At 62.7% G+C, this 23482-nt stretch carries 23 protein-coding genes and 1 tRNA gene; 14 read left to right on the top strand and 10 right to left on the bottom strand.

The window, feature by feature from the left end; translation table 11 throughout:
- From ACHHRT_RS07645 to ACHHRT_RS07625, 5 genes are all read left to right on the top strand, one after another.
- Positions 1 to 777: CheR family methyltransferase (locus ACHHRT_RS07645; protein ID WP_395499161.1), on the top strand; the 777-nt coding region annotated here is incomplete at its 5' end.
- Between the two features lie 4 nt (positions 778 to 781).
- On the top strand, positions 782 to 1474 hold the full coding sequence (locus ACHHRT_RS07640; protein ID WP_395499160.1) for a chemotaxis protein CheW: 693 nt from the start codon (positions 782 to 784) through the stop codon (positions 1472 to 1474).
- Entirely contained in the window at positions 1471 to 3846 is a 2376-nt protein-coding gene (locus tag ACHHRT_RS07635; RefSeq protein ID WP_395499159.1) for a hybrid sensor histidine kinase/response regulator, read from the top strand. The genes ACHHRT_RS07640 and ACHHRT_RS07635 overlap by 4 nt, the downstream gene beginning before the upstream one ends.
- 9 nt (positions 3847 to 3855) lie before the next feature.
- On the top strand, positions 3856 to 4893 hold the full coding sequence (cheB, locus tag ACHHRT_RS07630) for a chemotaxis response regulator protein-glutamate methylesterase (RefSeq protein ID WP_395499158.1): 1038 nt from the start codon (positions 3856 to 3858) through the stop codon (positions 4891 to 4893).
- On the top strand, positions 4893 to 5915 hold the full coding sequence (locus ACHHRT_RS07625; RefSeq protein WP_395499157.1) for a diguanylate cyclase domain-containing protein: 1023 nt from the start codon (positions 4893 to 4895) through the stop codon (positions 5913 to 5915). The genes cheB and ACHHRT_RS07625 overlap by 1 nt, the downstream gene beginning before the upstream one ends.
- A 131-nt stretch (positions 5916 to 6046) precedes the next feature.
- Here ACHHRT_RS07625 and ACHHRT_RS07620 read toward each other — a convergent pair.
- The 8 genes from ACHHRT_RS07620 to ACHHRT_RS07585 all read right to left on the bottom strand — a co-directional run bounded on the left by ACHHRT_RS07620 (position 6047) and on the right by ACHHRT_RS07585 (position 10779).
- Positions 6047 to 6136: transfer RNA gene (locus tag ACHHRT_RS07620), tRNA-Ser, on the bottom strand.
- An 83-nt stretch (positions 6137 to 6219) separates the two neighbouring features.
- Positions 6220 to 6696 (bottom strand): tRNA adenosine(34) deaminase TadA, encoded by a 477-nt coding sequence (gene tadA, locus ACHHRT_RS07615; RefSeq protein ID WP_395499156.1) that lies wholly within the window; start codon positions 6694 to 6696, stop codon positions 6220 to 6222.
- A gap of 5 nt (positions 6697 to 6701) precedes the next feature.
- Positions 6702 to 7628 (bottom strand): NAD(P)/FAD-dependent oxidoreductase, encoded by a 927-nt coding sequence (locus tag ACHHRT_RS07610; protein ID WP_395499155.1) that lies wholly within the window; start codon positions 7626 to 7628, stop codon positions 6702 to 6704.
- 105 nt (positions 7629 to 7733) lie between these two features.
- Positions 7734 to 8687, bottom strand: a complete 954-nt coding sequence (locus ACHHRT_RS07605; protein WP_395499154.1) for a hypothetical protein — start codon at positions 8685 to 8687, stop codon at positions 7734 to 7736.
- Positions 8688 to 8699: 12 nt separating this feature from the next.
- On the bottom strand, positions 8700 to 9284 hold the full coding sequence (yihA, locus tag ACHHRT_RS07600) for a ribosome biogenesis GTP-binding protein YihA/YsxC (protein WP_395499153.1): 585 nt from the start codon (positions 9282 to 9284) through the stop codon (positions 8700 to 8702).
- A 46-nt stretch (positions 9285 to 9330) separates the two neighbouring features.
- Positions 9331 to 10215 carry an ATP phosphoribosyltransferase gene (gene hisG, locus ACHHRT_RS07595; protein WP_395499152.1) on the bottom strand — a complete coding sequence of 295 codons (885 nt, stop codon included), beginning with the start codon at positions 10213 to 10215 and terminating at the stop codon, positions 9331 to 9333.
- Complete coding sequence (gene hisI / locus ACHHRT_RS07590) at positions 10212 to 10601, bottom strand: phosphoribosyl-AMP cyclohydrolase (RefSeq protein ID WP_395499151.1); 390 nt, start codon at positions 10599 to 10601, stop codon at positions 10212 to 10214. Before hisI ends, hisG begins: the two co-directional genes overlap by 4 nt.
- A complete protein-coding gene (locus ACHHRT_RS07585) occupies positions 10594 to 10779 on the bottom strand; it encodes an RNA polymerase II-associated protein (protein ID WP_395499150.1) in 186 nt (61 codons plus the stop codon). The genes hisI and ACHHRT_RS07585 overlap by 8 nt, the downstream gene beginning before the upstream one ends.
- 228 nt (positions 10780 to 11007) lie before the next feature.
- Here ACHHRT_RS07585 and ACHHRT_RS07580 point away from each other — a divergent pair, with 228 nt between their 5' ends.
- From ACHHRT_RS07580 to trpA, 9 genes are all read left to right on the top strand, one after another.
- The gene (locus ACHHRT_RS07580; protein ID WP_395499149.1) at positions 11008 to 12423 is read left to right on the top strand and encodes a hypothetical protein; all 1416 of its coding nucleotides are present in this window, start codon (positions 11008 to 11010) and stop codon (positions 12421 to 12423) included.
- Positions 12424 to 12566: 143 nt separating this feature from the next.
- Complete coding sequence (locus tag ACHHRT_RS07575; RefSeq protein WP_395499148.1) at positions 12567 to 13034, top strand: FKBP-type peptidyl-prolyl cis-trans isomerase; 468 nt, start codon at positions 12567 to 12569, stop codon at positions 13032 to 13034.
- Positions 13024 to 13881, top strand: a complete 858-nt coding sequence (gene thiD / locus ACHHRT_RS07570; RefSeq protein WP_395499147.1) for a bifunctional hydroxymethylpyrimidine kinase/phosphomethylpyrimidine kinase — start codon at positions 13024 to 13026, stop codon at positions 13879 to 13881. Before ACHHRT_RS07575 ends, thiD begins: the two co-directional genes overlap by 11 nt.
- 1 nt (position 13882) lies before the next feature.
- Positions 13883 to 15472, top strand: coding sequence for a hypothetical protein (locus tag ACHHRT_RS07565; protein WP_395499146.1), 1590 nt, complete (start codon positions 13883 to 13885; stop codon positions 15470 to 15472).
- Positions 15473 to 15509: 37 nt separating this feature from the next.
- On the top strand, positions 15510 to 16757 hold the full coding sequence (locus tag ACHHRT_RS07560) for a sensor histidine kinase (protein WP_395499144.1): 1248 nt from the start codon (positions 15510 to 15512) through the stop codon (positions 16755 to 16757).
- A 16-nt stretch (positions 16758 to 16773) separates the two neighbouring features.
- Positions 16774 to 17223, top strand: a complete 450-nt coding sequence (locus tag ACHHRT_RS07555; protein WP_395499143.1) for a response regulator — start codon at positions 16774 to 16776, stop codon at positions 17221 to 17223.
- Positions 17224 to 17246: 23 nt separating this feature from the next.
- Positions 17247 to 18809, top strand: a complete 1563-nt coding sequence (locus tag ACHHRT_RS07550) for a response regulator (protein WP_395499142.1) — start codon at positions 17247 to 17249, stop codon at positions 18807 to 18809.
- 163 nt (positions 18810 to 18972) lie between these two features.
- Positions 18973 to 20199, top strand: coding sequence for a tryptophan synthase subunit beta (gene trpB, locus ACHHRT_RS07545; RefSeq protein WP_395499141.1), 1227 nt, complete (start codon positions 18973 to 18975; stop codon positions 20197 to 20199).
- A complete protein-coding gene (gene trpA / locus ACHHRT_RS07540; protein ID WP_395499140.1) occupies positions 20189 to 20956 on the top strand; it encodes a tryptophan synthase subunit alpha in 768 nt (255 codons plus the stop codon). Before trpB ends, trpA begins: the two co-directional genes overlap by 11 nt.
- Here the strand turns inward: trpA and ACHHRT_RS07535 are convergent.
- Both ACHHRT_RS07535 and ACHHRT_RS07530 read right to left on the bottom strand, forming a co-directional pair.
- A complete protein-coding gene (locus ACHHRT_RS07535) occupies positions 20953 to 22221 on the bottom strand; it encodes a glucose-1-phosphate adenylyltransferase family protein (RefSeq protein ID WP_395499139.1) in 1269 nt (422 codons plus the stop codon). The two genes, trpA and ACHHRT_RS07535, sit on opposite strands and share 4 nt — an antisense overlap.
- Complete coding sequence (locus ACHHRT_RS07530) at positions 22218 to 23480, bottom strand: glucose-1-phosphate adenylyltransferase family protein (RefSeq protein ID WP_395499138.1); 1263 nt, start codon at positions 23478 to 23480, stop codon at positions 22218 to 22220. Before ACHHRT_RS07530 ends, ACHHRT_RS07535 begins: the two co-directional genes overlap by 4 nt.
- Positions 23481 to 23482 lie beyond the last annotated feature (2 nt).

Below are 23482 nucleotides of genomic sequence, written 5' to 3'. Positions count from 1 at the left end.
CATGATCTCAAGTTCCGGGGACGCTATTTCCTCCGGAGCGGCAACACCTACCAGTTAAATGACCAGATCCGGCAGCAGGTCCACTTTCATAACGGCAATATCTTAAACCGGATTTTCATGGAAGCCCTGGGGCTGTATGACATAGTTTTCTGCCGTAATGTGCTGATTTACCTGGATGCCGAGGCCCAGGACCGGGCCATTGCCAACCTGGAGCGGTCATTGCGGCCGGAGGGGCTGCTATTTGTCGGACACTCGGAAGCGGGATTGTTTACCGCCGGGCCCTTTGTCCACTCGTCACACCATCCCCTGATTTTTGTTAAACGACCGGCGAACGGCGAGCAGCAAGCCCCGCCGGCCAGACAGCCGGTGGTCCATGACCGGAAAACCCCGTTTGAAGACAGCCTCTCTCCGCCGGCCTCATCCACCATTGCCATCGAGCTGCCGGCGGCGGATAATCTGGGGCGGGCCAGGAAACTGGCCGACCAGGGCCGCCTGGAGGAGTCGGCCCGGCTCTGCGAGGAGCATCTGGAGCAACACGGCCCTTCGGCCCCGGCCTGTTTGCTGCTGGGCCTGATCGCCGATATTCGAGGCCATCAGCATGAGGCGGTGAAGCTGCTCCGCCAGGCCGTTTATCTTGATCCCGACCTGCAGGAGGCCCTGATCCTGCTGGCTCTCATCGCCGAACGCCAGGGAGATAAGGTCGGAGCCGACCGCTACCGCAAAAGGGCGCAGCGGCTGCTTAAAGCCGGCGGGGGGCCGGAAAAGTGCGGAGCTTAGGGTTATGAACAGCCAGGAACAAAACCACTTGGTCGAGTTGGATCAATGCTGGAAACGGATCGGGGTATGGGGGGCGGGAGGGGAGCGCTGCCCGGAACTGGAGCGGGTGATTCATTGCCGCAACTGCGGGGTCTATGCGGCCACCGGCCGCCGCCTGCTGGATCGGCCGCCGCCGGAAGAGTATTTCGATGAATGGACCGCCCTGCTGGCCGGCAAAAAACCTTTGCGGGAGGCCGGCCACAGCGTCGCCTTCGTTTTCCTGGCCGGCGGCGAGTGGCTGGCCCTGCCGGCTGAACTGATTCAGGAGGTGGTCGATATGGGCACCATCCACAGCCTGCCCCACCGCAACGACCAATTTCTGCGGGGGGTGGTCAATATCCGGGGCAAACTGGAGATCTGCCTCTCCATCGGCGGCGTTCTCGGCTTAAAGCGCGGCGAGCGACCGGAGTCCAAGGATGGATATCTGAGCCCGGTAAGGCTGGTGGTGGCCAGCCGTGAAGGGCAAAAAATCGTCTTTCCAGTCAGCGAAATTTTCGGCAATGTCCGCTACTCCCCGGAGATGCTGCGCGGTTTGCCGGTTACGGTTTCCGGCTCCAAGGCCGTCTATACCAAGGGTATTCTCTGTCTGGAAAATCGGGATATCGGTTTTCTCGACGACCAACTGCTGTTTGAAGCCCTGACCAGGAACCTGACATGAGCAAAGGCGATCATGGTGATTTCGGCAGCATGAGCATGCTGGATCTTTTCCGCCTGGAAGCGGAAAGCCACTGTGCCACCCTCAACGACCATCTGCTGACCCTGGAGCAGCATCCGGGGGCCGCCGAGATCCTGGAGGCCCTGATGCGGGCCTCTCATTCCATCAAGGGCGCGGCCCGTATCGTCAACCTGGAGCCGGCGGTCCGGGTGGCTCATGCCATGGAGGATCTCTTCGTGGCCGCCCAGCAGCAGAAAGTGGTGCTGGGCCAGCCGAGCATCGACCTGCTGCTGCAAGGGGTCGATTTCCTGGCCGGCATCGCCGGGGTCGAAGAGTCCGAACTGCCGGCCTGGCTGGCCGCCAAGGAGGAGGAGACCGCCGCGCTGGTCTTGCGGCTGACCAGCCTGGCCAGTCAACAGGAACCCGTCCCCGCCCCCGTGATGCCCAGCCGGGAGCCCGCCGGCGCCGAGGTTGAGCCGGAAAAGGGCGCCGCCTGCGACACCGTTTCCGCAGCTGAACCGGAAGTTCCGGCCGAACCACCGGCGCCGGCCCCCGAGCCGGCGGAGTCCGCAGAAGGGAAAACCGAACCGGAGGGACCGCCGGCCGCCGCTGCTCCTTGCCGGAACAGCGAGCGAGCGCTGCGGGTTTCGGCTGAAGGAATGAACCGATTGATGGGGCTGGCCGGCGAGATCCAGGTCGAGTCCCGCTGGCTGCCCTCTTTTGCCGAAAAGATGCTGCTGCATAAACAGCGGCTGGATGAACTGCTGCGGCTGTTCGACAACACCAGGGAAGGCGCCGGCCATTCGCCGGCGGCGGACGCCGGTGACGGTTCCTGGACCCAGTTTCGAGCCAGGCTCGAGGGGGAGATCGCTGCGGTTGCCGGCTATCTGGCCGAAGTGGACAACCGTTCCCGGCGCACCACCGATATCTCTCATCGTCTCTACCGCGAAGTTATCGCCAACCGCATGCGCCCCTTTGCCGACGGCATCGGGTGCTTTCCGCGGATGGTGCGCGATGTGGCCCGGGAGCTGGGCAAAGAGGTGCAGTTTGAGATCGTCGGCCAGGAGACCATGGTGGACCGGGAGATTCTCGACAAGATCGAAGCCCCCCTGAATCATCTGCTGAGAAACGCGCTGGATCATGGCGTGGAGCGCCCGGAAGAGCGGGAAGCGGCCGGTAAGAGCAGAAAGGCCAAAATCCGCCTGGAGGCCAGACACAAAGCCGGCATGCTCAATATCCTGCTGACCGATGACGGCTGCGGAGTCGACTATGACAAGCTGCGAAATGCCATCGTTGCCCAAAAGATGGTTCCCCCGGAAATGGCCCGCAGCCTCAACGAAACCGAGTTGCTCGATTTTCTTTTTCTGCCCAATTTCACCACCAAAAAATCGGTCAGCAAGCTGTCGGGCCGCGGGGTGGGACTCGACGTGGTCCACAGCGTCATGCAGGAGGTGCGGGGGGTGGTGCGGGCCTCCTCCCAGACCGGACAGGGCACCAGTTTCGAGCTGCAGCTGCCACTGACCCTGTCGGTGCTCCGGGTGCTGCTGGTGGAGATCTGCAACGAACTGTACGCCCTGCCGCTGGTCGCCATTGACCATGTCGTCCAGATCCCCGAAGAGCAGATCAGGGTGGTGGAAGGGCGCCAGTATTTCACCTTTGCCGAAAAGCGGATCGGCCTGGTCTCGGCTCGCCAGTTGCTGGAAAAGGAGGGAGAACCGGAAACCGGCGGCGAACCGGTGGTGATCATGCTGAGCGACCGCTTCAACCAGTACGGACTGATCGTCGACCGCTTTATCGGCATCCGCGATCTGGTGGTGCAGGCCCTGGACAAGCGGCTTAAGAAGATCCAGAACATCAGCGCCGCCGCCATCCTGGAGGATGGTTCCCCGGTACTGATCGCCGATGTGGAGGATATGGTCCGCTCCATGGACAACCTGATTTCGGACAACCGGATCAAGGGGATCGGCCGCTGGGCGGATCAGATGAACGCCAGAACCGCCAAGCAGGTTCTGGTGGTCGATGACTCCATTACCGTCCGGGAGGTGGAACGCAAAATGCTGAGCGCCCAAGGCTACCTGGTTGATGTGGCGGTGGACGGCATTGATGCCTGGAACGCCTTGCAGGCGGAAGAGTACGACCTGGTGGTCACCGATATCGACATGCCGCGCATGAACGGCCTTGAACTGGTGCGGCAACTCAAGGCCGATCCGCGACTGCGAAGGCTGCCGGTTATTATTGTCTCGTACAAGGACCGGGAGGAGGATCGCCTGCTGGGGCTGGAGGCCGGAGCGGACTACTATCTGACCAAGGGCAGTTTCCACGATCAGGGCCTGATCCGGGCGGTCGAAGAACTGATCGGCGGCCCCGATGTTTGAGGTACGGATGTGAGAATAGGCATTGTCAACGATATGACCATGGCGGTGGAGAGCCTGCGCCGCATTCTGGCCACCACCCCCGAGCACCAGGTGGTCTGGATAGCCTACGACGGGGCGGAAGCGGTTCGGAAATGCGCTGAAAACCTGCCGGACCTGGTGCTGATGGATCTGCTGATGCCGGTGATGGACGGGGTTGAGGCCACCCGGCGGATCATGAAGGAGACCCCCTGTCCCATCCTGGTGGTTACCGCTTCAGTGGGCGGCAACTCATCGCAGGTGTTTGAGGCCATGGGGGCCGGCGCCCTGGATGTGGCCACCACTCCGGTTTTCGATCTGCACGGCACCAGAGAAAAGTGCAATGAGTTCCTGCAGAAGTTGGCGCTGATCGAAAAACTGATCGGTCACAGCCGCCGAAAACTACCCTCTAAGGCCCGCCCCCCAGCCGTCTCGGCCGTCTCGGCCGTCTCGGCCACCCGCAAGGAGTGGCTGCTGGCCATCGGCAGTTCCACCGGCGGTCCCCAGGCCCTGAGCAAAATCCTCTCCGGCCTGCCGGCCGATTTTCCCGCTGCGGTGGTGATCATTCAGCACATGGACGAAAAGTTCACCCCCGGCATGACCGACTGGCTGGGCCGCCAGAGCAAACTGCCGGTCCGCCTGCTCACCGCCGGCCGGCCGCCGGAGCCGGGCGTGGTCCTGGTCCCCTGCACCAAAGATCACGCCGTACTCGACGAAAAGGGCAACCTGGCCTATATCCGGGGCGGCGCCGAAGATTTCTATCACCCGTCGGTGGATATCTTTTTTAACAGCGTGGCCCGAAACTGGCCGGGCCACTGCGTTGGCGTGCTGTTGACCGGTATGGGCCGGGACGGGGCGGCGGGACTGCTGGCCATGCGCCAGCGCGGCTGGCTGACCATCGCCCAGGACCAGGCCAGTTCGGTGGTCTACGGCATGCCCAAGGCCGCCGTCGATCTGGGGGCGGCCAAACAGGTGCTGCCGGTTGACCAAATAGCGGCGGCGATCAGCAGCCGCCTGAGAGGGGAGAAATGATGACTACCAATCAGCTTAACGACCAGGAAACCGATCCGATCACCGGAGTCCGTTCCTATGGAATCAAAGTACTGCTGGTCGATGATCAGCGGATCATCGCCGAGGCGGTCCGCCGGGATCTTGCCGAAGCCGATGACATCGAGTTTCACTACTGCTCCGACCCGACCAAGGCGATCAAGCAGGCGGCGGAACTCAAACCCACCCTGATTCTTCAGGACCTGGTCATGCCCGAGATCGACGGCCTGATGATGCTCCGTTTTTACCGGGTAGCGCCGGAAACCGCCAAGATCCCGATTATCGTTCTCTCCACCAAAGAGGAACCGGAGACCAAAAGTGAGGCCTTTGCCCTCGGAGCCAACGACTATCTCGTCAAACTACCGGACAAGATCGAACTGATCGCCCGGATCCGCTACCATTCACAGTCCTATATTAATCAGTTGCAGCGCGACGAGGCATTCAGGGCGTTGCAGGAGAGCCAGAAACAGCTGGCGGAGGCCAATCAGGCCCTGCAGAAGCTCTCCTCCCTGGACGGCCTGACCGGCATTGCCAACCGCCGCCGTTTCGATGAGTTCCTGGAGGCGGAGTGGCGGCGGGGGCTGCGCCAGGCGCAGCCGCTGTCGGTGATCATCCTCGATATCGATTTCTTCAAGCTCTATAACGACCATTACGGCCATCAGCAGGGCGACGATTGCCTGAAGCAGGTGGCGGCAACCCTGGCCGGCACCGCCACCCGGGAGGGCGACCTGGTGGCCCGCTACGGCGGCGAGGAGTTCACGGTGGTATTGCCGGAGACCGAGGCCGAGGGTGCTTGGGCCGTGGCCGAGGAGCTCCGGACCGGTGTTCAGGAGCAGAAGATCCCGCACGCTCAATCCAAGGTCAGTGAGTATGTCAGCATCAGCGTGGGAACCGCCACCCTGGTGCCAACCCAGGACTCCAAACCGGCTGAGATCGTCGCCCTGGCCGACAAGGCGCTCTACCTGGCCAAGCAGGAGGGGCGCAACCGGGTCATGGGCCACGGGTAAGGCCCTATGGAATGAAGACTCCTATTGTTATATCTCCGCCGCAGCAGGCAATACGGGTCAAAAGTAACGTACCCCACAAACGCCGGTCACCAAAAAAAGGGCTAGCCGGTTTCGGCTAGCCCATTGTTTCCTGGCGGAGAGGGTGGGATTCGAACCCACGGACCACTTGCGTGGTCAACGGATTTCGAATCCGTCCCGTTCGACCACTCCGGCACCTCTCCCCATATTCTTATGGCCCCGCCGGCAGCCTGCCGGCCGGGACGGGGCATTCTACCGCAAAAGCGGGCCGCTGCCTTGTTATTTTTTAGGGCCCTGCCCTCTTGGCCCGAAAAAAATCACGGAGCAGTCCACCACACCCCTGGGCCAGCACCCCACCCCGCACGGCAAAGCGGTGGTTGAGCCGCGGATCCTGGGCCAGTTGAAACAGGGAGCCAACCGCCCCCGCTTTGGGGTCGGGGGCCCCGTAAACCAGCCGGTCGATCCGGGCCTGAATCATCGCCCCCACACACATCACGCAGGGCTCCAGGGTGACATAGAGGGTGGTTCCCGGCAGGCGGTGGTTACCGATCTCCGCCGCCGCCCGGCGCAAAACCACGATTTCGGCATGGGCGGTGGGGTCGCAAAGCTCCAGGGTTCGATTGCCGTCGGCGGCGATGGGCCGGCCCCCTGCATCCACCAGCAGGGCCCCCACCGGCACCTCACCCCGCCCTGCCGCCCGCCCGGCCTCGGCCAGGGCCGCTTCCATCCAGATCGCGTCCCGCTCCCCCTCCGCTGTTACCACGGAATTTATGCCGCTTCCCTGGCCGCTCTTTTTTGGGCCAGGGCGTAGTTGGCCGCCTCCCAGCCGGCCACACAGCCCTCACCCACCGCCTTGGCCATCTGCCAGGGCGGACCGGCGATATCACCGGCGGCATAAATTCCGGCAATACTGGTCTCCTGCTTCTTGTTGGTGGCGATATGGGAGAAGGTTTCGCTGTCCAGCATCACCCCTAAAGTAGTGGCCAGCTCCATCATTCCCTTGGCCCCCAGCTCAACAAAGACCCCGTCCACCGCCAAGGTACCGCCGCTCTCCAACAGCAGCGACTCCACCGCCTTGTCGCCACCGATCTCCTTGACCCACTCCCCTTCGTGGACCTGAACCGGGCTATTCTCCAGTTCGGCCCGCAATTCCGGCGACACCTCCAGCTTTTGGGCCACCAGATGAACCTCGGCCGCGTACTTGGTCAGGGTAACCGCCCCATCCACCGCCGCCGACTCGTTGCCCACCACCGCCACCCGGGCGTTGCGATAAAAATTGGCATCACAATCCACGCAGTAGCTGACCCCCTTACCGAGCAACTCCTTCTCCCCCTTGACTTTCAGCTTTTTGCGGGCGGTACCGGTGGCGAAGATCAGGGTCCGGGCCTTCAGCTCCCGGCCGCTTTCGATTCGCACCGTAAACAGATCTCCGACCTGTTCCACCCCGAGCAGGTCCTCGGTGAGCAGCTCCACCCCGAAGCGCCGGGCCTGGTTCAGGGCCACCGCCAGCAGGTCGCTGCCCTCGGTGACTCCGTCAACGCAGAGATAGTTCTCCACATGGGCCCGATAAATGCTGCTCCGCTCGGGCTTGCCCAGCACCACCACTCCCGCCTTCTTACGCACCGCGTGCACCGCCGCCTGCAAGCCGGCCGGCCCACTGCCGACAATCAATACATCCACGATATCTTCAGCCATCTTCCCTCTCCTTTTCCGTGGCATCCGCCTTTGGCCTTTGAATTGATCAACAGCAGGGAGTGTAACGGTTGCCGGTGGCTTTGGCAAGGGGGCAACCCCCTCCGCCTAAGCGCTGAAAAGAAAGTAAAAGGTCCCCACCAGAATCACGCTGGCCGCCCGAAAGAGCTGGCTGTAAACGATCAGCTCCCCCGCCAGACGGGGCGGGAAAATTCCGGCGTAATAGGGCAACTGGTGGCGCAGGGCCTGGATGGGCGCGGCGATCACGGTCCCGATCAGCAGGGCCAGTACCACGTCACGATTACTCAAGGTATGACCATCGAGCAGGGCTCCGGCGGCGGCCAGGCCGGCGGTGAGCTCGGTGGCCGCCACCAGGACAATCACCCCGATACTCTCCGGCTGCAGCCAGGAGAAAAAACCGATATGCTCCTCCACCCAGCCGCTGAGCCGGGCGAAATAACCCAGCCGGTTGGCCCAGAAGAAAAGTCCATAAATCGGAGTGGTGATCAACATGATCCGCAGCAGTCGCCGCTGGAGGCGGCGCCGGATCTTTCGCGCCAGCTCTCCAAACGACAAGCGCTCCTTGGCCTTGGTCTGGCCGCAATGGGAGGTGACGGGAACGGGCAGCAACAACCGGCCGGCCAGGGTGATCAGCAGGGTGCGCAGCAGGGCCGAGGTGAAGGTCAACCCCACATAGAGCAGGGCCGCCCCCTTGATAAAGGGAGCCATCATGAAAAAGACCGTCGGCAGATGGAGAAAAAAACGGGGCAGGCCGTGGAGCAGATGGGTGAGCAGCAGCTCCCGGCGCTGGATCTTGCCCTCCCGATAAGCCTCGGCCAACAGGGTGTTGGCGGAAACCCCCGAGACAAAGGCCAGGGCAAAGCTGCTGCCGGCAATCTCCGAAAAACGGCCATAACGGATGAAGGGGGCCGCCACCCGGGAAAGGGCCCGGCTCCAGCCCAACTCCTCGATCAGGCCGGCCACTACCAATCCCAAGGAGATAAAGAGAAAAATCTTGCTTAAGGGCAGTAGGAGCCCCCGGTACAGTTCGCTCAGTTCCACCGCCAACCCACCTTAAGGGAGCAAATAGGTGTCCAGCCGGGCCAGAAGCTCCTCCCGGCCCTCCCCGGTCTTGGCGGAGAAGAGGAGGCGATCGGCGGCGGTGATCCCCAGACCGGCGTCCAGGGCCCGAGCCTGGCGCTGCTGCTCGTTGCGGGAGAGCTTGTCCATTTTGGTGTACACCGGCAGATAAGGGACTGCAACGCTCTGCAACCAGCCGATCAGCATCCGGTCCAGATCCTTGAGGGCGTGGCGCAGGTCGATGATCACCACCACACAGCGCAGGTTGGGGCGGGTCTCCAGATAGGAGCTGATCAGCAGCCGCCACTTCTCCTGCAGCCCTTTATCAACCTTGGCGTAACCGTAACCGGGCAGATCCACCAGGTGCAGGGTTTCATCAACCAGATAGAAGTTGAGACTCTGGGTCTTGCCGGGGCGGGCGCTGACCTTGACCAGGTTTTTGCGCCGCACCAGGCAGTTGATCAGGCTGGATTTGCCCACATTGGAACGACCGGCGAAGGCGATCTCCGGCAGCTCCCCTTCCGGCAGGCGGGAGAGGCTGAAAACACTGTCCACGAAATGGATGTTATCGATTTTCATCCTCAATCCCGCCCCGCTCCGGGGGCATCAGCAGGTAAGTTGCCAATCAGATCACCTTGTTCAACGAATATTCGATGATCCCCTCGGCGCCGTGCTTGAGCAAGCGGGGAATCAGGTCACGCACCTCATGTTCGGAGATCACCGTTTCCACCGAAAACCACTCCTGCCTCCCCTCTTTCTGGTAAAGAGGGGAGACGGTGGGGGCGTTGAGACTGGGCAGCATCCCAATCACCTCATCCAGACGGCCCTTGGGCACGTTCATCTTAAGGCCGACGATCCGGTCGGCCTTAAGCGCCCCTTGGAGCAGCAGCGAGATATTTTCGATCTTCTCCCGCTTCCAGGGGTCAGCCCAAGCCTCCTTGCTGGCGATCAGTTGGGTGTTGGAACTCATCAACTCCTCGATAACCCGCAGGCCATGGGCCCGGATGGTGCTTTCGGTTTCGGTGACCTCGACAATGGCGTCGGCCAGCCCCGAAACCACCTTGGCCTCGGTGGCCCCCCAGGAGAAGGCGATATCGACGTTGATCTTGCGGGCGGCAAAGTAGTTGCGGGTAAAGTTGACCAGTTCGGTGGCGATCTTCTTGCCCTCCAGATCCTCCACCCGCTTGATCGGAGAATCCCCCGGCACCGCCAGCACCCAGCGGGTGGGCTTGCGACTCACTTTGGAGTAGACCAGATCGGCCACCACCACCACCTCGGAGCTGTTCTCCAGGGTCCAGTCCTTGCCGGTGATTCCGGCATCCAGCACCTGTTTTTCGATATAGACCGACATCTCCTGGGGGCGGCAGATGGAGCAGCTCAGTTCCGGATCGTCGATCTCGGGAAAATAGTTGCGGGAAGAGAGCTTGATCTGCCAGCCCGATTTGGCGAACAGCTCGATGGTGGCCTTCTCCAGGCTGCCTTTGGGAATACCCAGCTTCAACTGTCTCATCTCTTATATACCTCCGCGGGATCGAAAACCGGGGTTTCAGTAATTTCCAAGTGGGGTTCGGGGCCGGGAAAACCGGTCAGCCGCCGATAAAAACAGGTCCGATGGCCGGTGTGACAGGCCGCCCCGCCCACCTGTTCAACCCGGAAAACCACGGTGTCGGCATCGCAGTCAACCCGGATCTCCCGGACCTGCTGAATATGGCCGGAACTCTCACCCTTGAGCCAGATCTTGGCCCGCGAGCGACTCCAGTAGTGGGCCTGGCCGGTTTCCAAGGTGCGTTGCCAGGCGATCTCGTTGATATAGGCCAGCATCAGCACCTCGCCACTTTGATGGTCCTGGACGATGGCGGGCAGCAGCCCCTTCTCCCCCTTGCTGAAATCAAGCATCCTTCTCTTTTCCTCGCGTTTTCTCCGGCGCTTGGGCCTGGGCGGCCTCCCGCTCCCGCTCCCGCCCCAGCATGTTGATGATACAGGCGGAGCGGAACTTGCAGTACTCCTGGGGCCGATGGCAACGGGCCTCTTCCTCCCGCACCTTCTCCCGGTATTTTTCACAGAGCAGTTCCATTGCTTCACGCTTTCCCGTGGCCCGCTAAAGACAAAAGCAACAGAATAGGGCTATCATCCCGTATTGTCAAGCCGCAAAAAACGTCGCCTGCCCCCCGCCACAAAGCCCACCACCTTTTTTGCACGCCACCAATGATCATTTCGGTTATGTTATCACGTTGCCCGGCCGGAATCAGCGGGTCGGCTGCATCCGAATCACCTGCACTCCTTAACGTTGAATAACAGGGCCATGGAATACTTCAAGGTCGAGCTGGAACAGCTTGAGCAACTGCTGCAACAGATCCGCGTCGCCGTGGAACCCCTGGCCGGGGACGAGCGTTTACGGCAATGGTGGAAGGTCAATTTCGACAAGCACGGCGACCTCCTGGTGGAATATGGCCTGAAATCCAACCTGAAAAAGTCCCGGGACCTGGTTCGCGCAACCATCGAGACCATTCTCCAGGAGCTGGCCAAGCTGGAAAACGAGTACGGCGATCTGGCCATCGATATCCGCCGGGGAGCCATCCAGGTAGCCGCCGCCCAGGTTCGACTGCAAACGATAAAAAATCAGGCCGACCTCCTGGCCCCGGAGCTGCTCCGGCTGCAGGAGCATTGCCGCCCGCTGCTGGAGGCCGACACCCTGGTACGCCGGCTGCCGACCCTGGCCGGCTTGCTGCCCGGAGCCAAACGCGGCACCCCCAAAAACGCGCCGAGCCTCGAGCAGGGCCTGCGCTTCTTTCTCTTTGCCACCAAAGAGGCTACCGACCAGCAAGCCACCTCCCTGGCCGGCATTTTCGCCCGGGCCGCCGAGCTGGAGCGGCAACTGCGGGCCATCGAGTTTACTGAGCTGCCGCCCATGGCCGTCACCCTCCTGGAGGGGCTCAGGCAGGTCGGGGTCCGGGCCGCCGACCGCCTCAAGAACTACATCGAAGATTTCCAGCATCATCCCCCCAGTGAAATCAGGGCATTGCAGGATTTTCGCCAGCAGCTCGCCCAATCGCGCCGACGGGAGATCGGCGCGATCATCGACCAGTTGCCGCAACTGAGCGTCCGCTACGGCAACCTTCTCCTGGACCTCTCCCTGCGGGCCCGGGCCCTGCGCCACAACGAACTGATGCCGGCTCTGCTGGACAAACTGCAACTGCTCCACAAGAGCCTCGGTCAGGCCCTACCCGCCGAGCTGCAACGGCAAATCACCACCGGTGGCTCCCCCCTCAACCCGGAATGGCTGGCCGCCGAGCAAGCCACCGTTTTTTTCACCGGCCTGAGGGGAGTGATGCTCACCTTCAAGCTGCTGTTCCAAACCTTGACCGGCAACAAGAGCGTCAACGCCAATGAGTTGCAACGGCTGACGGTGGGGGCCCTCACCACCCTGCCCTACCATGGCGGCGGCAATGAGTTGGAGCGGACCAAGATCATGCTGGTGCTCAACGAAATGCTGGAAGAGTACGACCGCCCTTTCCCCTATGAACTGCTGCTGACCCACCTGCAAAAAGTGGTGAAGATCCACGGCGGCCGCCTGGAGCGAGCCATCCTGGGCCATTCGATCCGCGACCAGGGCAGCGGCTCCCACGAGCCGGATCAGAAGGCAGCCCGGCCAGACACCACCCTGGCCCGGCTGATCGACAAGCTGGAAACTTGGAGTGAGCGTTTCGAGGTTGTCTAGTCAACTGCTGCCCCCATCGCCCCCGGCCCAGTTTTTTTCCAGCCCAACCCTTGTGCCGGCGACCTTTTTTCGGCATAATACCTTGGTTGACCATTGCCCCCCCCAACCGGAAACCGAATCACACATTATCGAGGATATGAACTATGGCGCGTGGAGCGGCAGCAAAAGAGAACGACCAGGTAACCGTCCATTACGAGGGCAAACTGGAAAACGGCGAGGTGTTTGAATCTTCCGTCGATTCCGCCCCCATGACCTTTAAAATAGGCGACCAGATGGTGCTGCCCTCCCTGGAGCGGGCGATCATCGGCATGGAACCGGGCCAGAGCCGGACCGTCAGCATCCCACCCGAAGAGGGTTACGGCCCCCACCACGAGGAGCTGGTACTTACCGTCCGGCGCGACACCTTGGGCGAGGGTGAGATCAAACCCGGCATGGTGGTGGCCATGAACATGGAGCGGGAGGGCAAAACCCACCGGCTGCCCGCCCTGGTGCTGGAAACCGACGCCGCTCAGGTCAAGGTGGATTTCAACCATCCCCTGGCGGGCCAGGAACTCTTTTATACCATCACCCTGACCAAGATCGAATCGGACGCCGATTCCCATGCCGGCTGAACCAGAACCACGGACAGCCCTGCTCAGTATTGCCGGCTCGGACCCCTCGGGCGGAGCCGGCATCCAGGCCGACCTCAAAACCTGCACCGCCCTGGGAGTTTACGGGGCGGCGGCCATCACCTGCCTGACCGTACAAAACACCTTGGGGGTGCGCTACTTCCAGCCGCTTGCCCCCCAACTGGTTTACGATCAGATCCGGGCGGTGCTGGAAGATCTGCCGGTCAGCCATGTCAAGATCGGAATGGTGGGCTCCGCCGCCTTGGCCGCCGCCGTGGCCGCCGCCCTGGAAGATTTCACCGGGGAAGTGATCTATGATCCGGTGCTGCGGGCCGGAGATGGTCAGCGGCTCATGGCCGCCGGCGAGCTGGCCGGACTGGCCGGCGCCCTGTTGCCTAAGGTGACCGTCCTGACCCCCAATCTGCCGGAGCTGGCCTGCCTGAGCGTGGCCCCCCCCACGGCCCCCGATCCCGATGAGGAGCAACTGCTCCGCCGGGCCGACATCCTGCTGGCCCGGTTTCCCAACCTGCGGGCGGTGGTAATCACCGGCGGTCATCGCGACCAGGAGGAATCCATTGTCCGGGATCTGCTGGTACTGCGACCCAACCAACCGGAGCGGGTGGTGGAAAGCCGCCATCCCCGCCTGCCCAGCGCCAATCTCCACGGTACCGGCTGCACCTTTGCCACCGCCCTGGCCGCCTGGCATCTGCGTGGCGCCTCCTACCCCGAGGCGTTCCGGCGGGCCGCCGTCTTCACCCTGGCCGCGATCCGGGCCGGGGCCGGGCTGACCATGGGGGGCGGTAACGGCCCCCTGGGGCATCATCTGCTGGTGCGGCCGCAAGAGGTTTAAAATGCCCTCCTTTATCGAACCCAGTGGTCATTTTCGGGTTATTGTCCACCGCCCCGGCTATCGGGTGCGCAACCTGCGTTGCCACGACTTCCCGGCCACCCTTGGCCTGACCACCACCGACCAGCCGGTGACCAACAGCGCCAACTTCCCCCCCGACGACCTGGAGGTGACCGCGGCCGACCTGGTTTATGAGATCCCCAACCCCCTGACCTTTCGGGGAACCACCTTTATCAGCCGGGCCTGGGCCGAAACCAGAGCCCTAAACCCGGCCGGGATCGCCCTCCCTCCGCCGCCGAAAGCGGTTTCTCTGCGGGAAACCCTGCCCGCCGGCCTAAGCCTGGAGGAGTTTCTGCGAATACTGCCCCGGCCCCTGCGGCTGACCCTGGCCGGCAGTTCCAGGGATCCCGTCGAACTGGTGGCCCTGGCCGCCGGCTGCTGCGAATTTGTTTACGGGGCCGGAGACCCGCCCCCGCTGACCGGTTTACGCTACCGGCAGAGCGAAAATGGGCCCAGGCCGGTGATCCACGACCACGACCTGTATGAGACGGTGGCCAACAACCCCCAGCTGCCCGCCCCCTACAAGGAGGTCATGGTGCTGCGGCCCGGCGCCCAGGGCGGCAGCGAGATCGTCGGGGAATACGGCGAGCCCGGCGGGGCCACCCATACCTTTGAATACCTGCGGCGCAACAGCTATATTCCCTGGGGGCATTACGCCGCCAATCTGGCTGACGACGCCGTCCGTTATCGGATCGACGATCTCACCCCGGCCGACATGACCGGCCTGCGCCATCTCTACTACCAGCGAACCTACCTGCGCCTGGCCGAGATGCTGGGCCTGCCGCTACCCTGGCGCCGGCGGACCTTGAATCCGGAGGAGCTGGAGGAGTTGCGCCGCCGGCTCCTGCCCCGAATCCAAAGCGCCCCCCCCGGTCTGCCCTTCACCGCCACCCTCTGGGGCTGGAATTTCGGCTACGATTTTTCCGGCAGCGGCTTTCGCCTCCATGCCTCCCACCAGCAGATCCACCAGCAATACGCCCTGATCCCACCACCGCCGGCCTTTGCCTGCGGCGATCAGGTAAGCCGCTGCTGCGCCGAGTACCGCCAAGAGAGCGGCCGGGGACTGTTCGCCGATTACCTGCGGGCCCTGAAAAACAACACCAGGGTTGATGGCCGGCCGCAGGCCCCGTCCGACCTGATCATCCATGAGGACCGCCAGGTGATGCTCTTCGTTCCCAAGGCCCAGGTATCCCAGTGGGAGCTGCAGATCGTCTGCCGGGAACCGGTGGGCAACATCCTGGAGGCCGACACCGCCTGCCGGGCCGCCCTGGATTCGGCCCTGCTGCTGGCCCAGCGGATCCTGGCGGCCCTGGGCGCCACCCTGGTCACCAGCCTGGAGTACGCCAAACGGCTGGACAACCCCGACCCCGACCAGCACCTGCTTTACTCCCTGCTGCCCAAGTTACCCTGGTCCATGGGGGCCTTCAGCGAGGCCCAGCAACGCTTTATCTGCGGCCACTATCCCGAGGATTTCGCCGCGATCTGCCGGGAAAAGGCAAAAAGCCTTCCTTCCACCCCGCCACCACCAGGTTGACCTTGACTTTTCTGCCGGATTTCACCATGCTGGCCCAATGAACGACCATCCGGGGCATAAACGGGAGATCTTCTCCTACCGGCGGGTGATCGCCGCCATGCTGGCGGTGCTGCTGCTGATCCTCGCCCTGGTCAACTTTACCCTGCTCAAACAGCAGCGCCGAGCCCACCTGGCCCAGACCGAAACCCAGATCTCCTACCAGCTGGCGGCCGCCGCCGCCTTCCTCACCGAACCGCTCCTCAAGTATCGCTTCGCCGACGTGGAGGAGTTCTTGCGGCTGCTCTTCACCACCCACGAAGATGTTCTGCTGCTGGAGGCCCACTCCCCCTCGGGCCATCTGCTCAGCCGCTTCAGCCGAGAGGGGGGATCCCCCTTTGTCATCAGCCGCCGGCAGGAGGTGCTCTACCAGGGGCGCCACCTTTTGACCCTGAGCATGCAAAAGGATTATGCCCAGACCGAGGCGATCCTGATCGAGATGCGCAACCGCCTGCTGGCCGTCTCGATCATGATCACCGCCGTGCTGGGCCTGATGCTCTGGGTGGTGTTCCGCCGTCTGGCCATCGAACCCCTGGAGCAGGAGATCTCCCGCCGCCGCCGGGCGGAACAGGAGATGGCCGCCACCAACCGGGAACTGGACGCCTTCGCCTATTCCATCTCCCACGACCTGCGGGCCCCGCTGCGGGGCATCGACGGCTTCAGCCTGGCCCTGCAGGAGGATTACGAGGAGAAACTGGACGCGGAGGGCAAGGACTACATCCGCCGGATCAGATCCGGCTGTGTGCGGATGGGGCTGCTGATCGACGATATGCTCCAGCTCTCCCGCCTCTCCCGCAGCGAGATCAAGCGAGGCCGGGTCGATCTCAGCGCCCTGGCCGGCGAGATTACCGCCGAACTGCGGAAAAGCGCGCCGGAGCGCCAAGTGCTGTTCAATATCGAACCGGGAGTCACGGTGGAGGCCGACCCCGTGCTGTTACGGGCGGTACTGGAAAATTTACTGAGCAACGCCTGGAAATTCACGGCCAAAATTACCACGCCGGAGATAAGTTTCGGACGGATCATGGAGGATGGCGAGCAGATCTGTTTTGTGCGCGACAACGGGGCCGGCTTCGACATGACTTATGCCGACAAACTGTTCACCCCTTTCCAACGCCTGCACACCGTGCGGGAGTTTGAGGGTACCGGCATCGGACTGGCCACGGTCCAGCGGATCATTCACCGCCACGGCGGCAGAATCTGGGCTGAAAGCCAGGTCAACAAGGGCGCGGTTTTTTATTTTACCGTTTAATCACAAGGAGCAGGGGATGAAAAACAAGATAATCCTACTGGTGGAGGACAATCAGGACGATGAGATTCTAACCATCAGGGCGCTTAGCAAAAATAATATCCTCAACCGGGTGGTGGTGGCCCGGGACGGGGCGGAGGCCCTGGATTACCTTTTCGGCCGGGGTGACTACGCCGATCGTGACCCCACGGACTTGCCCGAGCTGGTGCTGCTGGACATCAACCTGCCCAAACTCAGCGGCCTGGAGGTTTTAAAACAGATCCGCAACGACCCCCGCACCCGACTGCTGCCGGTGGTGATGCTGACCACCTCCAACGAGGAGCGGGACCGTCTGGGCAGTTACCAGTTGGGGGCCAACAGTTTCATTCGTAAACCGGTGGACTTTTCCCAGTTCAGCGAGGCGATCCGCCAGCTGGGGGTTTACTGGCTGGTCCTGAACCAGGGCCCACCCCATGAGCAGAAAAACTGATTTCCCAGGACCAGGGATTTGTCATGGCTGAGCAACTGCGGGTTTTACTGGTGGAGGATGCCGACGATGACGCGGCCTTGATCCTCCGCGCCCTCAAAAAAGGGGGCTACGAACTAGAACACCTCCGGGTGGAAACGGCCGCGGAGCTGCGGGCCGCCCTTGAGCGACAGCCCTGGGATCTGATTCTGTCCGACTACGCCATGCCCCACTTCAACGGCATGGAGGCCCTGGAGCTGGTCAAGGAGCATAATCTGGAGGCCCCCTTTATCCTGGTTTCCGGAGCGGTGGGCGAGGAGACCGCCACCGAGATCATGCGCAGGGGGGCCCGGGATTACGTGATGAAGGACAAGCTGGCCCGCCTGGTGCCGGCGGTTCGGCGGGAGCTGGCGGAAACCCGTGAAAAGGAGCGACAACGGCAAAACCAACGGAAACTCCAGGCCCAGCTTAACCAGGCCCAGAAGATGGAGGCGATCGGAACCCTGGCCGGGGGAGTGGCCCACGATTTCAACAATCTGCTCACCGTGATCAAAGGTTACGCCGAAATCGCCCTGCAGCGAATCAAGGCGGGTGAGCCGGGCCATGAGGAGTTACGGGGCATTCTGGAGGCGGCCCACCGTTCCACCCAGCTTACCCGGCAACTGCTGGCCTTTGCCCGCAAGCAGACCGCCCATCCCCAACGGCTGGATCTCAATCAGACCGTGGGCGGCACGCTCACCATGCTGCGGCGTCTGATCGGTGAAGGTATCGAGCTGCGCTGGCGGCCCGCCGCCGAGCTTTGGCCGGTGGAGATCGATGCCGGCCAGATGGACCAAATCCTGGCCAACCTCTGCGTCAACGCCCGGGACGCGGTGGGCGGCGATGGCCTGATCAGCATCGAAACCAACAATGTCGTGCTGGACCGGGATTATTGCGCCGCCCATGCCGAGGCCAGCCCCGGCGACTATGTCCTGCTCACGGTTAGTGACGACGGTACCGGCATGAGCCCGGCGGTGCAGCAACACATCTTCGAACCGTTCTTCACCACCAAGGGGGCCGACAAGGGTACCGGCCTGGGCCTGGCCACGATTTACGGAATTATCAAACAGAACGGCGGCTTCATCAATTTCTATAGCGAGCCCGGCCGGGGCACCACCTTCCGCATCTATCTTCCCCGCCGGGATGAACCCCAAGGGGAGCCGGTGGCGGCAGCCCCCGAGCCGCTGCCGGAGCAGCTGGTGGGGGGCAAGGAAACCATCCTGCTGGTGGAGGATGATGAAGCGATTCTCATGGTGACCGCCAGAATTCTGGAGGGGCTGGGCTACCGGGTACTGACCGCCGCCACCCCCGGGGCGGCCCTGGAGGTGGCCGCCCGGCATCCCGAAAAGATCGACCTTTTGCTCAGCGATGTGGTGATGCCCGAACTCAACGGCCAGGAGCTCGCCCGGCAGATCCGGGCCTCCCAGCCCGGGATCCGCTGCCTCTTCATGTCAGGCTACACCGCCGATGTGATCAGTAGCAACGGCCTGCTGGATCAAGGGGCCAATTTTCTGGCCAAACCCTTCTCGCTGCCGGAGCTGGCCGCCAAAGTCCGCGCCACCCTGGTCTGATCCCGGCCGCCACCCCGTCCCGCGAACCGACTGGTGATTACACCCGCTCTGACAAGTTGCGTTTCGCCGATTTACAAAAAAGGGCGGTTGCGGTAGAGTGCCACCCTTGCGGGGGAAGCCCCGGCCGGTAATCAATCGTTTTGCAACTGGGAAAAATAAGATAATGAAACAGGGCTATTACGGCGACTGGGGCGGAGCTTTCGTGCCGGAAATTCTGCATGAAACCTTCCGGCAGCTCAACGAGGTCTTTGCGGCGGCCAAACGGGATCCGGCCTTCTGGCGCGAGTATGTCGAACTGATGGGCAGCTACTCCTGCCGCCCCACCCCCCTGACCTGCGCCGAGAACCTGAGTCGCCGGTTTGGCGGGGCCCGAATCTATATCAAACGGGAAGACCTCAACCACACCGGGGCCCATAAGGCCAATAACGTCATGGGCCAGGGATTGCTGGTCCGGCGAATGGGGAAAAAACGGGTGATCGCCGAGACCGGGGCCGGCCAGCACGGGGTGGCCACCGCCACCATGGCCGCCAAGTTCGGCTTTGAGTGCACGATCTACATGGGAGCCGAGGATGTCCAGCGCCAGCGGCCCAATGTTTTCTGGATGGAGAAGCTGGGAGCCCGGGTGGTGCCGGTCACCTCCGGCTCGCAAACCCTGAAGGACGCCATCAACGAAGCCTTTCGCGACTGGGTGGCTAACATGGACTCCACCCACTACGTGATGGGCACGGTCTGCGGCCCCCACCCCTTCCCCGAAATAGTGGCCTGGTTCCAGAAGATCATCGGCGAGGAGGTCAGGGGGCAGATTCTGGCCAGCCACGGCAAACTGCCGGCCAGAGTTTACGCCTGCGTCGGCGGCGGTTCCAACGCCATGGGGATCTTCCAGGGTTTTCTGGCCGATACCCAGGTGGAACTGGTGGGGGTGGAGGCCGGCGGCAAGGGGCTGACCAGCGGCCAGCACGCCAGCCGTCTGGCCGGCCACGACGCTTCGCCGGGGGTGGCCCAGGGCTACAAGACCATGTTTCTCCAGGATGATGACGGCCAGATGCGGGATACCCACTCGGTGGCCGCCGGCCTGGATTACATCGGGGTTTCACCGATTATCACCGACCTCTGGCAACAGGGCCGGGTCCGCATGACCGCCGCCACCGACGCCGAGGTGATGGAGGCCCTGGACCTGACCATCCGCCAGGAGGGGATCATTCCGGCCCTGGAATCGGCCCACGCCTTTGTCCAGGCCTTCAAGGAGGCGGGAGAGCTGCCGGAGAGCGAGGCGATCATCATCAACCAATCGGGCCGAGGCGACAAGGATATCTTCACCATCGCCCACGCCTTCAACGATCCATCCTGGAAGGAATTTATCCGGGCCAAGGGGCGGGAATATGCAGCTTGAACAAGAGCTTCGAGCCAAAGCGGCTCAAAAGGATGATATCCTGCTGATGACCCATCTGGTCCTGGGTTACCCCTCCCTGGCCGTCAACCGGGAGGTGATCGCCCAGATGGTGGCCGCCGGAGTTGATATCATCGAACTCCAGATCCCCTTCTCCGAGCCGGTGGCCGACGGACCGGTGATCCTCAAGGCCAACCAGGAGGCGATCGACGCCGGCATCCGGGTGCGGGAATGTCTGGAGTTCGCCGCCGAAATGGCCGCCACCCACCCCATCCCCTTCCTCTTTATGACCTACTACAATATTCTGTTCAAATACGGGGTGGAGGGCTTTCTGGAGCAAACCAGGGCGGCGGGCCTGCGGGGCCTGATCATTCCCGATCTGCCCCCCGAGGAGGGTGAGGAGTATCTGGCCGGTTGCCGGCGGTTGGAGCTGGCGCCGATCCAGATCTTTGCCCCCACCAGCAGCGACGACCGCATGCGCTACCTGGCCGGCCAGGGCGCCGGCTTTATCTATTGCGTGGCCCGCCGGGGGGTCACCGGGACCCAAACCAGTTTTGACCAGGAGTTCGACCACTACATCAAACGCTGCCGGGCAGCCACCGACCTGCCCCTGGCGGTGGGTTTCGGGATCAGCAACAGCCGGGATGTGGAAATGCTGCGGGGCAAGGCGGAGATCGCGGTGATCGGTTCGGCCACCATTCGCCTGGTCGAAGAGCAGGGGCCGACGGCGGTCGGCCCCTTTATCAAGGGTCTGCGTTAAATGCTTTCGCCGGATGGCAGGGTGAGGGCGGGAAACTCATCGGCCCGGCGGTGGGGGGCGACGATGCAGTTGCGGCCAATCACCGCCTTGGCGGGAATTTGGGCCATCTTGCCGATCAGACTGATCCCGGTATAGAGATGTTTGGGGTGGATCCGGTTGGCCACCTCCCGGTCCTCACCATGCCCCACCCGGGCGCCCTGGCCCACCTGCACCCGCTTGTCGAGAATGGCCAGATCCACCACCGCTCCCCCCTCCACCCGGCAGTCATGAAAAATGATCGAATCGCGCACCACCGCTCCGGGGCCAATCCGCACCCCCGGCGAAAGCACCGAATTGATCACCGTACCCTCGATCCGGCAACCAGCTGAGATCAAAGAGTTTTTAGCCTGCCCGCTCCCAATAAAACGGGCCGGACAGCGGTCAAAGGGCAACCCCTCCGCCTCGGGGTTGGAGCGGATTCCCCAGGCCGCCGGATTGATGGGGGAATCGGGCAGCAGCAGATCCATATTGGCCTCCCAGTAAGCCTGGATCGTCCCGACATCCCGCCAGTAACCCCGGAAGGAGTGGGCGTAAACCCGGTCCACCGGAATCGCCCGGGGAATGATATCCATGCCGAAATCCACGTCACTGCGGTACTTCTCCAAGCTGGCCAGCAGATAATCGGTGTTGACGACGTAGATCCCCATGGAGGCCAGATCGGTGCGGGGCACCGCCGGCTTCTCCTCCCAATCCACCACCCGGCCATCCTCGCCGGTGATCGCCGCCCCGAACTGGTGAATTTGCTCCCGGGGCACCACCATGGTGGCCACGGTCAGGTCCGCCCGTTTGCGGCGGTGATCCCGCAGCATCTCGTCCAGATCCATGCTGTAGATGTGATCCCCGGAGAGGATTACCACCTCCCGGGAGGGGTGGGCCCGGATAAAATCGATGTTCTGGCGCACCGCGTCGGCGGTGCCCTTGTACCAGTCCGACTCCTTGAAGCCGGTACGGGGCGGCAGGATCTTGACCCCCCGGGTGCGGCCGGTGAAATCCCAGGCCGCGCCATCACCAATGTGCCGCATCAGCGACAGCGGTTTATACTGGGTCAACAGCCCCACCTGGGTGAAACCGGAGTTCATCACGTTGCTGAGGCTGAAATCGATGATCCGGTAGATCCCGGCAAAGGGCACCGCCGGCTTGGCCCGGCTCTGGACCAGATTGTTGAGCCGGCTGCCCACCCCGCCGGCCAGCAGCAGCACCAGGGCGTCATTCTTCCCCCAACTCATCGCACCACCTCCCCGTCGGCAATGACCCCACGCACCATCTTCTCGGGCCCCAGGTCGGGATAGAGGGTGCAGCCGGCCCCGATCTTCATCCCCACCGGAATTTCGTTGTTCCAGCCCAGCACCGTGACCCCGCCCCCCGAGCCCGATGCGGCCCCGACCGTAACCCCTTCGCCCAGGGTGACGTTGACATCGGCGATCACCTTATGCAACCGGCAGTCGCGGCCCACCACGTTATCGAAAAAGAGGACCGAATCGCGCACCACCGCCCCGGCCTTTACCTGCACCCCGGGAAAGAGGATCGAATTTTCCACCCGCCCCTCCACCCGGCAGCCGTTATAGACCAGGCTGTTGACGATTTCCGCGTCCTTGCCAGCCCTGAGCGGCGGATAGTCCCGAATGCCACGATGGTCGAGGTTGGTACGCAGCCCCCACTGATCCAGGGGCAGTTTGGGATTTTCCCCCAGCAGATCCATACTGGTTTGCCAGTACTCATTAATGGTCCGGGTGTAGCCCCAGTAGCCGCGGAAGCGGTAGCCATAAACCTTGCGCCGGGCCGCCATGGCCCGGGGGATGATATCGCGGCCGAACTCGAAGGACTGATCCTCGCGGGCATTGGCCTCCAACAGGGCGTACAGGGTTTTGGGCTTGAAGCAGTAAACGGTCATCGAGGCCTGATTAAAAGCGGGCTTGGTCGGCTTTTCCTGGTACTGAAGGATCCGGCCGCCCCGGTCCCCATCCTCGTCGTCGATCTCGGCCACCCCGAAACGGTGGGCCTCGGTGAGGGGAACCTCCACACAGGCCATGGTGCAGTCGGCATCCTTCTGCCGGTGGTAATCGATGATCCCACGGTAATCCATGTGATAGAGATGATCCCCGGAAATTATCAGAATGGTTTCCGGGTCATGGAACTGGATGAAGTCCAGGTTCTGGCGCACCGCATCGGCCGATCCCCGGTACCAACTGCTCTGGCCAAACCCCTGGTAGGGGGGCAGAACAAAAACCCCGCGGTAACGGCCGAGCATGTCCCAGGAGGCGCCGATGCCGATATGGTTGATCAGGGAGAAGCTGCGATACTGACTGAGAACGGCCACCAACTCCAACCCGGACTGGAGCAGGTTGCTCAGGGCGAAATCGATCACCCGGGCAAAGCCGCCAAAAGGGACGGCGGATTTGGGGCGATGGGCGGTCAGCACGCTCAACTCATCGACCCGCCCCCCGGCCAGGACCACGGCCAAAACCTTGGGCTTCAACTTCGGCATGC

Source organism: Desulfurivibrio modestus (assembly GCF_044068625.1).
In the GTDB taxonomy this organism is placed as follows: Bacteria; Desulfobacterota; Desulfobulbia; order Desulfobulbales; family Desulfurivibrionaceae; genus Desulfurivibrio.
The sequence above is the reverse complement of the archived record's forward strand: the minus strand, read 5'-3'. Positions and strand labels throughout refer to the sequence as shown.

What these genes read in the sequence shown, in the direction of transcription:
- ACHHRT_RS07555 (WP_395499143.1), top strand. Translation starts at nt 16,774, where the DNA reads ATGAAAAACAAGATAATCCTACTGGTGGAGGACAATCAGGACGATGAG.
- hisG (WP_395499152.1), bottom strand. Translation starts at nt 10,215, where the DNA reads ATGAGACAGTTGAAGCTGGGTATTCCCAAAGGCAGCCTGGAGAAGGCC.
- trpB (WP_395499141.1), top strand. Translation starts at nt 18,973, where the DNA reads ATGAAACAGGGCTATTACGGCGACTGGGGCGGAGCTTTCGTGCCGGAA.
- ACHHRT_RS07580 (WP_395499149.1), top strand. Translation starts at nt 11,008, where the DNA reads ATGGAATACTTCAAGGTCGAGCTGGAACAGCTTGAGCAACTGCTGCAA.
- ACHHRT_RS07565 (WP_395499146.1), top strand. Translation starts at nt 13,883, where the DNA reads ATGCCCTCCTTTATCGAACCCAGTGGTCATTTTCGGGTTATTGTCCAC.
- ACHHRT_RS07560 (WP_395499144.1), top strand. Translation starts at nt 15,510, where the DNA reads ATGAACGACCATCCGGGGCATAAACGGGAGATCTTCTCCTACCGGCGG.
- ACHHRT_RS07610 (WP_395499155.1), bottom strand. Translation starts at nt 7,628, where the DNA reads ATGGCTGAAGATATCGTGGATGTATTGATTGTCGGCAGTGGGCCGGCC.
- ACHHRT_RS07585 (WP_395499150.1), bottom strand. Translation starts at nt 10,779, where the DNA reads ATGGAACTGCTCTGTGAAAAATACCGGGAGAAGGTGCGGGAGGAAGAG.
- ACHHRT_RS07625 (WP_395499157.1), top strand. Translation starts at nt 4,893, where the DNA reads ATGACTACCAATCAGCTTAACGACCAGGAAACCGATCCGATCACCGGA.
- yihA (WP_395499153.1), bottom strand. Translation starts at nt 9,284, where the DNA reads ATGAAAATCGATAACATCCATTTCGTGGACAGTGTTTTCAGCCTCTCC.
- ACHHRT_RS07530 (WP_395499138.1), bottom strand. Translation starts at nt 23,480, where the DNA reads ATGCCGAAGTTGAAGCCCAAGGTTTTGGCCGTGGTCCTGGCCGGGGGG.
- ACHHRT_RS07550 (WP_395499142.1), top strand. Translation starts at nt 17,247, where the DNA reads ATGGCTGAGCAACTGCGGGTTTTACTGGTGGAGGATGCCGACGATGAC.
- ACHHRT_RS07535 (WP_395499139.1), bottom strand. Translation starts at nt 22,221, where the DNA reads ATGAGTTGGGGGAAGAATGACGCCCTGGTGCTGCTGCTGGCCGGCGGG.
- ACHHRT_RS07575 (WP_395499148.1), top strand. Translation starts at nt 12,567, where the DNA reads ATGGCGCGTGGAGCGGCAGCAAAAGAGAACGACCAGGTAACCGTCCAT.
- ACHHRT_RS07640 (WP_395499160.1), top strand. Translation starts at nt 782, where the DNA reads ATGAACAGCCAGGAACAAAACCACTTGGTCGAGTTGGATCAATGCTGG.
- hisI (WP_395499151.1), bottom strand. Translation starts at nt 10,601, where the DNA reads ATGCTTGATTTCAGCAAGGGGGAGAAGGGGCTGCTGCCCGCCATCGTC.
- trpA (WP_395499140.1), top strand. Translation starts at nt 20,189, where the DNA reads ATGCAGCTTGAACAAGAGCTTCGAGCCAAAGCGGCTCAAAAGGATGAT.
- ACHHRT_RS07635 (WP_395499159.1), top strand. Translation starts at nt 1,471, where the DNA reads ATGAGCAAAGGCGATCATGGTGATTTCGGCAGCATGAGCATGCTGGAT.
- thiD (WP_395499147.1), top strand. Translation starts at nt 13,024, where the DNA reads ATGCCGGCTGAACCAGAACCACGGACAGCCCTGCTCAGTATTGCCGGC.